General features: G+C 75.7%; 8 protein-coding genes. 3 read left to right on the plus strand and 5 right to left on the minus strand.

The features are described 5' to 3' along the window. Positions 1-301: 301 nt before the first annotated feature. The 4 genes from ACFWJ4_RS19470 to ACFWJ4_RS19485 are packed head-to-tail and all read right to left on the minus strand — an operon-like array spanning position 302 to position 4,786. Positions 302-2,242 carry an FtsX-like permease family protein gene (locus ACFWJ4_RS19470; protein ID WP_380545489.1) on the minus strand — a complete coding sequence of 647 codons (1,941 nt, stop codon included), beginning with the start codon at positions 2,240-2,242 and terminating at the stop codon, positions 302-304. Beyond that, positions 2,239-2,988, minus strand: coding sequence for an ABC transporter ATP-binding protein (locus ACFWJ4_RS19475; protein WP_380545554.1), 750 nt, complete (start codon positions 2,986-2,988; stop codon positions 2,239-2,241). Before ACFWJ4_RS19475 ends, ACFWJ4_RS19470 begins: the two co-directional genes overlap by 4 nt. Before the next feature lie 56 nt (positions 2,989-3,044). Then, positions 3,045-3,548 (minus strand): GNAT family N-acetyltransferase, encoded by a 504-nt coding sequence (locus ACFWJ4_RS19480; protein WP_380545491.1) that lies wholly within the window; start codon positions 3,546-3,548, stop codon positions 3,045-3,047. A 47-nt stretch (positions 3,549-3,595) separates the two neighbouring features. Then, a complete protein-coding gene (locus ACFWJ4_RS19485) occupies positions 3,596-4,786 on the minus strand; it encodes an SAV2148 family HEPN domain-containing protein (RefSeq protein ID WP_359909683.1) in 1,191 nt (396 codons plus the stop codon). Positions 4,787-5,276: 490 nt separating this feature from the next. Between ACFWJ4_RS19485 and glgX the strand changes: the two genes are divergently transcribed. The 3 genes from glgX (at position 5,277) to treZ (ending at position 11,849) form a co-directional block, all read left to right on the plus strand. Further along, positions 5,277-7,400, plus strand: a complete 2,124-nt coding sequence (glgX, locus tag ACFWJ4_RS19490) for a glycogen debranching protein GlgX (RefSeq protein ID WP_380545493.1) — start codon at positions 5,277-5,279, stop codon at positions 7,398-7,400. Between the two features lie 169 nt (positions 7,401-7,569). Then, the gene (treY, locus tag ACFWJ4_RS19495; protein WP_380545495.1) at positions 7,570-10,077 is read left to right on the plus strand and encodes a malto-oligosyltrehalose synthase; all 2,508 of its coding nucleotides are present in this window, start codon (positions 7,570-7,572) and stop codon (positions 10,075-10,077) included. Next, positions 10,077-11,849: a malto-oligosyltrehalose trehalohydrolase gene (gene treZ / locus ACFWJ4_RS19500; RefSeq protein ID WP_380545497.1), complete on the plus strand. Its 1,773-nt coding sequence runs from the start codon at positions 10,077-10,079 to the stop codon at positions 11,847-11,849. Before treY ends, treZ begins: the two co-directional genes overlap by 1 nt. A gap of 9 nt (positions 11,850-11,858) precedes the next feature. Here treZ and ACFWJ4_RS19505 read toward each other — a convergent pair whose 3' ends face one another. Further along, positions 11,859-12,752: a transketolase C-terminal domain-containing protein gene (locus tag ACFWJ4_RS19505; RefSeq protein WP_359909632.1), complete on the minus strand. Its 894-nt coding sequence runs from the start codon at positions 12,750-12,752 to the stop codon at positions 11,859-11,861. Positions 12,753-12,771: the final 19 nt, after the last annotated feature.

Consider the following 12,771-nt stretch of genomic DNA (forward strand, 5'->3'; position numbering starts at 1 on the left):
CCTATCATCACCCGGCCCACCGACAACCCGGCCCGCGGGAGCCCGGTCACGGGCCCGCCCGGGCCCCGGGCGCGGACGAAGGGGCCGCCCCCGAGCGGCGCCCCGGTCCTGCCCGTGCCCCCTCGTCGGCCCGGGGCCGCACCGTTCGCGGCCGGCGCGAAGAGCGCCGGGCCGGGCGTCCGGCGGTGACGTCGAGCCGCCCGGCGCGGCCGTGCCGAACCCGTGGCAGTGCTGAGAGCCCGTCATGCCGACCGCCCCGGTCGCGGGGTGCGACCGGGGCGGGCGGGGCGGCCGGGGTGGGCTAGCGGGGCGGGGTGGCGAGGGCGAGCCGGCTGGGGAGGACGCTGGAGGCGACGGCGAGCAGCAGGCACAGGGCCGTGCCGGCGCCGAGCGGTGCCCAGGGCAGTCGCAGGGCGACGGTGGCCCGGCCGGCCAGGATGCGGTGGTTGAGCAGGGCGGTGGTGCCGTACTGGGTGAGCGCGGTGACGGCGAGGGCGAGCAGCGCGGCGGTGGCGACGACCAGGACGGCCTCCAGCGCGACCATCGACGTGACCTGGCGGCGCACCGTCCCGGCCAGCCGCAGCACGCCGAAGTCGCGCCGGCGGTCGGCGGTGCTCATCACCATGGTGTTGACGATCGCGATCAGCGCGTAGAGCAGGGCGGGCCCGAGGATCGTGGTGGTGGCGATCCAGGCGTAGTGGGCGCCGGGGTCGGGCCCGGGGTCGTGGGCGTCGGTGAGGGTGCCGCCGAGCCGGTCGGCCGGTTCGGCGTCGAGGTGGACGGCGGCGGGGCGGGCGCCCGCCAGGTGGCCGGCGACGGCGTCGCCGCTGAGCAGGACCTCGTCCAGGCCGAGCTGGGTGCGGTAGACGAGGGCGAGCCGCAGGCTGGTGACGGTGCCGTCGGCGAGGCGCAGGTTGACCTGGTCGCCGAGTTTCCAGCCGTGGCCGCGGACCTGGTCGGTGGAGGCGGCGAGGGTGGCGCCGCGCAGGTCGGCGGCGCTGCCGTCGACGGCGGGCAGTGTCCAGGCGGTGGCGAGGTCGCCGTCGACGACGGTGGCGGCGGACGGCGCGCTCGCGGGCGAGTCCTCGCCGTGGTCGTCGAAGGCGGGGGCGGCGGCGCCGAGGCCGGTGACCACGGTGGCGGTGGTGGCGGTGGCGTGCAGTCCGGGGCGGGCGGCGGTGAGCCGGTGGGCGGCGTCGGCGGGCAGTGGGGCGCCGCCGGGGCGCAGCACGTACGCGGCGGCGGCGAGGGCCCGGTTCTGGGCGGTCATGGCGTCGGCGAAGGCGGCGGTGGAGCCGACCACGGTGCCGGTGAGCGCGATGGCGAGGAAGGCCGGGGTGGCGGTGGAGACGGTGCGGCGCACGGCGGTGAGCGCGTTCTGCCGGGCGAGCAGCGGGGCGGCGGCGACGGCCCGGGCGAGCGGGGCGCTGAGCAGTCGCAGCAGCGGCGGTACGACGGCCGGTGCGAACAGGGCGAGCGTGGTGATGGCGAGCAGGTCGGCGCCGAGCACCCACTGGGAGGCGAGTTGCGGGTCGTCGGGCTGGTCGCCGGGGGCGGGGGTCATGGTGGGCGCGGCCAGGTAGTAGCCGACGGTGCCGGCCAGGGCGGTGAGGCCGAGCAGCGCGCAGGTCCAGCGCAGCGGGGTCATGGCCGCGCGGTCGGCGGCGGCGTCGCCGAGCGCCTCGACGGCGCGCACCCGGCCGGCCCGCAGGGCGGCGGTGACGGCGCCGAGCAGGGCGACCAGGAGGCCGACGGCGGCGGCGAGCAGCATCGGCCCGGCGGCGGGGTGTGCGGTGAATCCGTCGGGGGCGGCGCCGCGGGCGACCAGCCAGGCGGCGAGCGCGGGTGCGCCGGGCAGCGAGAGCAGGCAGCCGCTGACGGCGGCGGCGAGGGCGACGACGGCGGCCTCGCCGGTGATCAGCCAGACGATCTGCCGGGGCGTGGCGCCGACGGCGCGCAGCATCGCGATCTCCTGGCGGCGCTGGGCGACGGCGAAGGCGAAGGTCCCGGCGACGACGAAGACGGCGACGAAGGCGGCCATCGCGGCGGTGAACTGGAGCACCTTGTGCAGGGAGGGCGCGCCGAGCGGGGAGTCGTCGCCGGCGGTGTCGTGGAGCAGGCTGCCGGTGGTGGCGACGAGCAGGACGCCGAGGGTGAGGGCGACGTAGGAGCCGGCGAAGGCGGACTTGCGCCGCCGCAGGCTCGCGGTGGCGACCGGCAGCAGGGTGGTGATCGAGGTCATGCCGCCGTCTCCAGGGCGGTCATCCGCTCGGCGACGTGCTGGGCGGTGGGGTGGGGCAGGTCGTCGACGATCCGGCCGTCGGCGAGGAAGAGCACGCGGTCGGCGTAGGCGGCGGCGACCGGGTCGTGGGTGACCATGACGGTGCTCTGGCCCTCCTGGTCGACGAGGTCGCGCAGCAGGGCGAGGACGTCGCGGCTGCTGGCGGAGTCGAGGGCGCCGGTCGGTTCGTCGGCGAACAGCATGCGCGGCCGGGTGATCAGTGCGCGGGCGATCGCGACGCGCTGCTGCTGGCCGCCGGACAGCTGGGAGGGCAGGTGTCCGGCGCGCTCGCCGAGGCCGACCTGGGCGAGCGCCCGGCGCACCTGCGCGGGGTCGGGGCGGCGGCCGGCCAGCCGCAGCGGCAGCCCGACGTTCTGTTCGGCGGTGAGCGAGCCGACCAGGTTGAAGGCCTGGAAGACGAAGCCGATCCGCCGGCGGCGCAGCACGGTGAGCTCGGTCTCGCCCAGTGCGCCGAGGTCGGCCCCGTCCAGGGTGACCCGGCCGCTGTCGGGCCGGTCGAGGCCGGCACAGCACTGCAGCAGGGTGCTCTTTCCGGAGCCGGAGGGGCCCATGACGGCGGTGAAGCCGCCGCGCGCGAACTCGACGTCCACCCCCCTGAGCGCCCGTACGGCCTCCGGGCCGGTTCCGTAGGTGCGGTGTACGTCGTCGAGGCGCAGGACGGCCCCGTTCTCCCCCGTGATCTTCACAGCAGCCACACCTACCACGGTGGCCACGGCCCTGACCAGGCGGTTTGGGGGAATCGTTATGCCGTCAGCCGCCGTGCCCCGACGAGGACTTCGGCGCGGACCTCGGTCCCGCCGACGGGGCGGTGCAGGAAGACGTCGACCGGATCCTCGTGGACGACGGTGAAGCCGTGGCGTTCGTACAGCCGCTGGGCGGCGCTGCCGCGGAGGACGACGAGGCGGAACGGTTCTCCGGCGGCGTCGGCCTCGGCGAGGAGGTGGCGCAGCACGGCGGTGCCCAGGCCCCGCCCCTGGAGGTGCGGGGCCAGGTAGAACAGCTCCAGGTGGCGTCCGCCCCGCTCGTCGGGGCGGACGGTGACGCAGCCGGCGAAGGCCCGGTCCACCAGGAGTACGGAGGTGTACCTGGTCGAGAAGGACGCCCTCACCCGCTCCCGGGAGCGGGCCGGGTCCCAGCGGCCGAGGCGTTCCAGGTCGGCGCGCATGACCTGGGCCTTGAGGTCCGTGACGGGTTCGAGGTCCTCGGGCGCGGCGGGGCGCAGGCTCCAGTCGGGGGCGATGTTCACGACCCGCAGTCTGGCAGCCGCGTCACCGCTCCGACCAGCCGTTTTCGTCAGGACACCGGCCGGGAGTCGGCCCAGACGCCCTCGAACTCCTCACGGTAGACCTCCAGCAGTCCCGCCTCGGTGCCGCCGGGCTGCTGGCCGGCGCCGCCGCGCAGCACCAGGGCCGGGGACTCCATGCCGCGGGCGCGGCGCAGGTAGGGCTGGATGACGCCGAGGTCGCGGCCCTGCCGGCGGCCGCCCGCCTGGCCGGCCGTGCGGGGGCCCTCGACCAGGTAGGCGGTGAAGCGCGGGGTTTCGTCGAAGACCCGGATCTCGAAGCCGCCCTGGTCCCGCAGCCGGGCCCGCACCCGCCGCACGTGCATGATGTTCATCTCGATGGAGCGCGACAACTCGCTGCGGCCGAGGCCGAGTTCGCGTTCGCGGCGGCGCACCGCGCTGCTCGCCGGGTTGAGGAAGAGCAGCCGCACCCGGCAGCCTTCGCCGGCCAGGCGCACCAGGCGCTTGCCGGTGTAGTTCTGGCAGAGCATGCCGAGGCCGATGCCGAGGGCGTCGAGGCGCCGGGCGCCGTCCAGCAGGTCCTCGACGGGGAGGTCGCGCTGGAGCCGGACCCGGTCGGCGTGCACGGCGACGACGTCCGCGTACCGGCCGGCCACCAGGGACTCGACCACGTCGGCGGGCACCCCGCCGGCACCCCCGTCCAGGACGGCCAGCAGCCGGGCGGCGGCCCGCTCGGTCTGGGCCAGCACGGTCTGGGTGAGCACCCGGTTGCGGGAGACCACGTGCCGGGCCACCTCCAGCTCGTCGAGCGCCAGCTCGATCTCGCGCCGGTCCGCCAGGTACGGCTCGAAGCAGGGCCAGTGCTGCACCATCAGTTCGCGCAGCTGGGGCAGGGTGAGGAAGACCAGCGGGTCGTCGTCGGCCGGGTCGAGGAGGTAGCCCTTGCGGCGGCTGACCTCGCGCACGGCCCCGGCCCGGTGCGCCCACTCCTCGCCGGCCGGCCCGGCGGCGGCGGTGACCCAGTCCTCGCCGTGGGCGGGGGCGTAGATCGGGTGCAGCACCTCGTCGACCAGGGCGCGCAGCCGCTGTTCGACCAGGTTGAGCCAGACGTAGGCGCGGCCGGACAGCCGGACCCGCTGGTAGGCGTCCTCCCATTCGCCGGCCGACCAGGCCAGTGCGGGTATCTCGACCGGGCCGCCCTGGGCGGGCACCAGGGCCCGGCCGGTCAGGGTGGGACGCATGACCACCGTGGGCGCCTCGCTGCGGGTCGCGCCCCGGTCGGGGCCGCCGGGCCCGGAACCACGGCCGCCGGCGGGGAACACCATGCGCCACCTCATCTGGTTGCTGCGGCCGGCCCCCGCGGGCGCGGGGACCGTCGAAAGCCTGTCGGCCCGCCCCGGGCGGCCGGACGATCAAGGGTACTGCCCGCCGCGAGCCGATCGCAGCCGGTTGCCCGGGGCCCCTCCCGCACCACCGGAGCACTCTTCACACGAATGCCCGACGGGCGCTCGTTCGGCCCAACCCGGGCCGGATGTCCCGGCCCGCGGGGAGGGGCTCGGGGAGTATGCCCTGTGCCGCGCGTCACGGCGGCTGTGCCGTGCGTCACGGCGCACGGTCACGCACATGCCCGGCCGCCCGGCCGGGAAGAGAGCGTCCGGGCCCCGGCAGGCGGCCGGTCCCGTTGTCGGAGCACACGTCAGTTTCCGTCGGCAGCAAGGAAGTTGAGAAGTCATGCAGGTCTGGCCCGGTACGCCCTACCCGCTCGGCGCCACCTACGACGGGGCCGGCACCAACTTCGCCGTGTTCTCCGAGAGCGCCGACCGGATCGAGCTGTGCCTGATCGCCGAGGACGGCTCCGAGACGGCCGTCGAGCTGCGCGAGACGGACGCCTTCGTCCGGCACGCCTACCTCCCGGGCGTCCAGCCCGGCCAGCGCTACGGCTTCCGCGTGCACGGCCCGTACAACCCCGGCCTGGGCCAGCGGCACAACAGCGCCAAGCTGCTGCTGGACCCGTACGCCAAGGCGATGAGCGGGCACATCGACTGGGACGAGTCGGTCTACGGCTACCACTTCGGCGCCCCCGAGCGCCGCAACGACCTGGACTCCGCCCCGCACACCATGCACTCGGTGGTGATCAACCCGTACTTCGACTGGGGCACCGACCGGCCGCCGCGCACCGACTACCACCGCACCGTCATCTACGAGGCCCACGTCAAGGGCCTGACCCGGCTGCACCCCGGCATCCCCGAGGAGATCCGCGGGACGTACGCGGGCCTGGCCCACCCGGCGGTGATCGAGCACCTGGCCAAGCTCGGCGTCACCGCGATCGAGCTGATGCCGGTGCACCAGTTCGTCCGCGACCACCGGCTGCGGGACCTCGGCCTCGCCAACTACTGGGGCTACAACACCGTCGGCTTCTTCGCCCCGCACTCCTCCTACTCCTCCACCGGCGACCGCGGCCAGCAGGTGCAGGAGTTCAAGTCCATGGTCAAGGCGCTGCACGCGGCCGGGATCGAGGTGATCCTGGACGTCGTCTACAACCACACCGCCGAGGGCAACCACCTGGGGCCGACGCTGTCTCTGCGCGGCCTGGACAACGTCTCCTACTACCGCCTCGCCCGCGACCAGCGCTTCTACGAGGACACCACCGGCACCGGCAACAGCCTGCTGATGCGCAGCCCGCACGTGCTCCAGCTGATCATGGACTCGCTGCGCTACTGGGTCACCGAGATGCACGTGGACGGCTTCCGCTTCGACCTCGCCGCCACCCTCGCCCGGCAGTTCCACGAGGTGGACCGGCTGTCCTCCTTCTTCGACCTGGTCCAGCAGGACCCGGTGGTCTCCCAGGCCAAGCTGATCGCCGAACCCTGGGACCTCGGCGAGGGCGGCTACCAGGTGGGCAACTTCCCCCCGCTGTGGACGGAGTGGAACGGCATGTACCGCGACACCGTGCGGGACCTGTGGCGCGGCGAGAACGCCACCCTCGCCGAGTTCGGCTCCCGGCTCACCGGCTCCGCCGACCTCTACCAGGACGACGGCCGCCGCCCGATCGCCTCGATCAACTTCGTGACCTGCCACGACGGTTTCACCCTGCGCGACCTGGTCTCGTACAACGAGAAGCACAACGACGCCAACGGCGAGGACAACCGGGACGGCGAGTCCTTCAACCGCTCCTGGAACTGCGGCGTCGAGGGCCCCGCCGCCGACCCGGCCGTCGAGGAGCTGCGGGAGCGCCAGCAGCGCAACTTCATCGCCACCCTGATGCTCTCCCAGGGCGTGCCGATGCTCTCGCACGGCGACGAGCTCTGCCGCACCCAGCTGGGCAACAACAACGCCTACTGCCAGGACAACGAACTCACCTGGATGCACTGGCCCGAGGGCGACGGGCCGCAGGCGCGGCTGCTGGAGTTCACCCAGGGGATGATCTGGCTGCGCCGCGACCACCCGGTGTTCCGGCGGCGGCGGTTCTTCCACGGGCGGCCGGTGTCCGCCTCCGGCGGCTTCGACGACCTCACCGACATCGCCTGGTTCACCCCGACCGGGGAGGAGATGACCAAGCGCAACTGGGGCGCCAGCTACGCCAAGTCGCTGACCGTCTTCCTCAACGGCTACGCGATCTCCGAACCGGACCGGCGCGGCGGCCGGATCGTCGACGACTCCTTCCTGCTGATGTTCAACGCCCACTCCGAACCGCTGGAGTTCACCGTGCCCGCCGACCACGGGCAGGAGTGGCAGGTCGTGGTCGACACCGCCCGGCCCCGGCTGCCCGCCCCCGGCACGGGCGCCCGGGTCAAGGCCGGGGACGCCCTCTGGCTCACCGACCGCTCGCTGATGGTGCTGCAGCGGCCCGCCTAGGTGCTCCGGTCCGTGTCGGCAGTGCCGCGGGGGCGTGCCGGCGGTGCCGCGGCGCCCCGCCTGGCCGGTCGCCGGACGCGGCGCGGGCCCTTCGGACGGCCGGGGGCGGTCACCTGTTCGGGCCAGCAGCGGGTCTTGGCGGCGGCCTCCCCCGGGTACCTATGGAGCTATGACCCCCGCCGCCGAGCCCGCGCAGCCCCGCCCGGCCGCCACCGTCCCCTCGTCGTCGTACCGCCTCCAGCTCCAGCCCGGCTTCACCCTCCGCGACGCCACCGGCGCCGTCCCCTACCTGGCCGCCCTCGGCGTCTCCCACCTGCACCTGTCCCCGCTGCTGGAGGCCGTCCCCGGCTCCACCCACGGCTACGACACCGTCGACCACACCCGGATCAGCGAGCAGCTCGGCGGCGAGCCGGCGCTGCGCGAACTGGCCGCCGCCGCGCACCGCCACGGCCTGCGGCTGATCGCCGACGTGGTGCCCAACCACATGGCCGTGCCCGCCCCCGAACGGCTCAACCGGCCGCTGTGGCAGGTGCTGCGCGACGGTCCCGACTCGCCGTACGCGCGCTGGTTCGACATCGACTGGACCGCCCAGGCCGGCCCCGCCGACGCCCCCGGGCGCGGCCGGGTGCTGCTGCCACTGCTCGGCGACCGGCTCGGCGCCGTCCTGGACCAGCTCACCGTGGACGCCGTGGGGGCGCCTCCCGGCCGCCCGACGGGGGGAGTGCTGCGCTACCACGAGCACGAGCTGCCGCTGCGCCCCGGCACCGAGGAGCTGCCGCTGCCCGAGCTGCTCGGCCGCCAGTGGTACCGGCTCGCCTGGTGGCGCCTGGCCCGCACCGAGCTCAACTACCGGCGCTTCTTCACCGTCAACGAGCTGATCGCCCTGCGGGCCGAGGACCCGGAGGTGTTCGCCGCCACCCACGCCGTCCTGCTCGGACTGCACGCGGACGGCGTCCTGGACGGCTTCCGGATCGACCACCCGGACGGGCTCGCCGACCCGCGCGGCTACCTGCGGCGCCTGGCAGCGGCCACCGGCGGGGCGCCGGGGACCACCGGCGGGCAGGCGGGGGGCGCGGCCGGGGCGTACGTCGTGGTCGAGAAGATCCTCACCGGCGAGGAGCGGCTGCCCGAGGACTGGCCGGTGGCCGGCACCACCGGCTACGACGCGCTGCGCCGGATCGACGGCGTGCTCACCGACCACGCGGGCGCCTGCCGGCTGGCCGGGGCGTACGAGTCCTTCCGGCACGGCGGCCCGGTCCGGGACCTCTGCACGGACCCGCACCCCGCCGTCGCCGAGGCCCGGCGCGGGCGGGCCGACATGGCCGGGCCGGACGGCGAACTCGCCGCCGAGGTCGACCGGCTGGTGCGGATCGCGCTGCGGATCGGCGCCGCCGAGCCCGCGCACGCCGACCACTCGCCGGGGCAGCTGCGGGCCGCGCTCGGCCGGCTGCTCACCGGCTACCCGGCGTACCGGCCGTACGCCCGGCCCGGCGAGGCGGTCCCGGCCGCCTCGGCGCAGCAGCTACGGGCTGCCCTGGAGGGCTCCGCCGACCCGACCGACCGGCTGGTGGCCGCGCTCGCGCTCGGCGAGCTGGGCCGGGGCGCCGACAAGGACGAGTTCTGCACGCGCTTCGCCCAGACCGCCGCCGCGGTGGCCGCCAAGGGTGTCGAGGACACCGCCTTCTACCGCTGGAACGCCCTGCCCGGCCTCAACGAGGTCGGCGGCGAGCCCGCCCGGCCCGGACTGCGCCCCGCGGACTTCCACGACTGGTGCCGCTACCTGGAGCGCACCTGGCCGCACAGCATGACGGTGCTGTCCACCCACGACACCAAGCGCAGCGCCGACGCCCGGGCCCGGCTCGCCGTGCTCGCCGAGCGGCCGGACGCCTGGGCCGCCGAGGCCGCCGCCTGGTCCACCGCCGCCGGCCCCGGCTTCGACCCGGACGCCGACTGGCTGCTGTGGCACACCCTGGTCGCCGCCTGGCCGATCGACCCGGACCGGCTGGTCGCCGCCCTGCTCAAGTCCGCCCGCGAGGCCAAGCTCCACACCTCCTGGACCACCCCCGACCCCCGCTACGAGCGGGCCCTGGAGCAGCGCGCCCGCGCGGTCCACGCCAACCCCGGGCTGCTCCCCCGGATCGAGGGCGCCGTCCACGCCCTCGCCCCGTACGCCCGCGCCAACACCCTGGCCGCCGCGCTGCTGCACCTCACCGTGCCGGGCGTGCCGGACCTCTACCAGGGCAGCGAGGAGCCGCTGTACACCCTGGTCGACCCGGACAACCGGGGCGTGGTGGACTTCGGCGCGCTCGCCGTGCGGCTCACCGACGCGGCCGCGCCGCGCCCCGGCGACCTCGCCCGGGAGAAGCTGCACCTCACCGCCACCGCGCTGCACCTGCGCCGCACCCGCCCGCTCGGCCCGTACCGGCCGCTGCACGCCGCGGGCCCCGCCGGTGACCACCTGCTGGCCTTCGCCCGGGGCGGAGACGTGGTCACCGCCGTCACCCGGCTGCCGTACGGGCTGGAGCGGGCCGGCGGCTGGCGCGACACCGTGCTGGAGCTGCCGGCCGGCGGGCCCTGGACGGACGAGCTGACCGGGCGCCGCCTCCCGGCGGGTACGGTGCCGGTGGCGGAGCTGCTGGCGGCCCTGCCGGTGGCCCTGCTGACGAGGAGGGACTGATGCCGCGCTACCAGGTGTGGGCGCCCAACGCCGCGTCCCACGTGCGGGTCGACGTCAACGGCTTCGCCTACGACCTGGCCCGCTGCCCGGACCGGGACGGCTGGTGGTCCGGCGAGGCCCCGGCGGGCGACTACGCCTTCCGGCTGGACGACGGCCCGCCGCTGCCCGACCCGCGCTCGGCCCGGCAGCCGCACGGCCCGGAGGGGCCCAGCCGCACGGTGGACCACGCCGCGTTCCGCTGGTCGCGGCCCGGCCGGCGCGGCCGGGCGCTGCCCGGCGCGGTGCTGTACGAGCTGCACGTGGGCACCTTCACCGCCCGCGGCACCTTCGACGCCGCCGCCGAACGCCTGGACCACCTGGTCGAGTTGGGCGTGGACTTCGTCGAGCTGATGCCGGTCTGCCCGTTCCCCGGCCGGCACGGCTGGGGCTACGACGGGGTCTCGCTCTGGGCCGTCCACGAGCCCTACGGCGGGCCCGAGGGACTCAAGCGCTTCGTGGACGCCGCCCACCGCAAGGGCCTCGGGGTGGTGCTCGACGTGGTGCACAACCACCTCGGCCCGTCCGGCAACCACCTTCCCGCGTACGGCCCGTACTTCACCGACCGGCACCACACCCCGTGGGGCTCGGCGGTCAACCTGGACGCGCCCGGCTCGGACGAGGTGCGCGCCTACCTGATCGGCAGCGCGCTGGCCTGGCTGCGCGACTACCGGATCGACGGGCTGCGGCTGGACGCCGTGCACGCCCTCGCGGACGACCGGGCCGTCCACTTCCTGGAGGAACTCTCCGCCGAGGTGGGGAGGTTGGCGGTCGCCACCAACCGGCCGCTGTTCCTGATCGCCGAGTCCGACCTCAACACCCCGGCCACCACCGCCCCGCCCGAGGCGGGCGGACAGGGCCTCACCGCGCAGTGGAGCGACGACTTCCACCACGCCCTGCACTGCGCGCTCACCGGCGAATCCCAGGGCTACTACGGGGACTTCGCGCAAGCGCCGCTCGCCGCCCTCGCCAAGACGCTCACCCGGGGGTTCTTCCACGACGGCACCTGGTCCTCGTTCCGCGGCCGCCGGCACGGACGCCCGTTCACCCCGCCCGGCAACGGCCACCGGCTGCTCGGCTACCTCCAGACCCACGACCAGGTCGGCAACCGGGCGCTGGGGGACCGCGTCTCCACCAGCCTCTCCCCCGGCCGGCTCGCCTGCGGCGCCGCGCTGGTGCTCACCTCGCCGTTCACCCCGATGCTCTTCATGGGCGAGGAGTGGGGCGCCGCCACTCCCTGGCAGTACTTCACCGACCACACCGACCCGGACCTCGCCGAGGCCGTCCGGCAGGGCCGGCGCCGGGAGTTCACCGGGCACGGCTGGGCCGCCGAGGCCGTCCCCGACCCCCAGGAGCCGGCCACCGTGCTGCGCTCGGTCCTCGACTGGACCGAGCTCCGGCGCGCCCCCCACGCCGAACTGCTCACGTGGTACCGGACGTTGATCCGGCTGCGGCGCGAGCGCCCGGAGCTGTCCGACCCCGACCTCGGCGCGGTGCGCGCGGACTTCGACGAAGCGGCGGGCCGGCTGGTGGTGCACCGGGGGCCGTACCGGATCGCCGTCAACCTCGGGCCGGACGGGGCCGCGCTGCCGCTCGGGGCCACCGGGCGCGAGGTGGTGGCGGCCTTCGGGGCGGCGGAGCTGGAGGGGACGGCGGTGCGGCTGGCGGCGGACGCGGTGGCGGTCGTCGCCGTGCGGCCCGGCCGGACGCTCACCGGCACGACGGGCCCACCGTAGCGGCCGGGCTCACCGGAGGAAGGTGCCGATCCGCTCCCGGAGCGCCGGGGCGTCCAGGCCGTAGGCGGCCAGGTGCTCCGCGATCGAGCCGTAGTGCCGGTGCTCCTCGCGCGGCACCCCCAGGCCCAGCACCCGGTGCGGGCGGTCGGCGAGCGCCGCGTGCGCCTCGTTCGCGGAGGTGCCCGCCAGGTACGGCTCGACCAGCACCACGTCCGCCCGGTCGCCGAGCGCCGCGCGCAGCCCGGCGGCGTCGAAGGGGCGCACCGTCGCCGCGTACAGCACGGCGACGTCCAGGCCCTCGGTGGCCGCGAGCACCGCGTCCAGCATCGGCCCGACGGCGAGCACGGCTCCGCGCGAGCCGGACCGGACGGTGGTGAAGCGGCCCGGCTCGACCGGCACCGCGGCCGCGTTCCGGTGCTCCGAGAGCCGGACGTACACATTGCGGTCGCCGTCCGCGTAGGCGTGGCGCAGCAGTTGCTCGGCCTCGTCCGGGTGGCCGGGGACGTGGACCGTCCAGTCCGGCAGGGTGTCCAGCAGGGCGACGTCGCCCGGGGACATGTGGGTGCGGCCGCCGGCCGGCCAGTCGTACGAGCCCGCCGCGCTCACCAGCACGGCGCCGACGCCCTGGTGGACGAGGTCCAGCTTGACCTGTTCGAAGGGCCGCTCGATCAGGAAGCTGGCGAAGGTGTGGGCGATCGGACGCATCCCGGTGAGCGCCAGGCCGCCCGTCGCGCCGATCAGCAGCTGCTCGCGGATGCCGACGTTGACCACCCGGTCGGGGTGGCGCCGCTGTGCCGGGGCGAAGGCGGCCGCGGTGATGTCGGCGAGCACCACGGCCAGCCGGGGGTCCTCGTCCAGCAGGCGGGTGGTCACGTCCACGAAGCGCTCGCGCATGGTGTCCATCGGTGAAGTTCCTCTCGGG

The organism is Kitasatospora sp. NPDC127067 (assembly GCF_042724755.1).
In the GTDB taxonomy this organism is placed as follows: domain Bacteria; phylum Actinomycetota; class Actinomycetes; order Streptomycetales; family Streptomycetaceae; genus Kitasatospora; species Kitasatospora lactacystinica.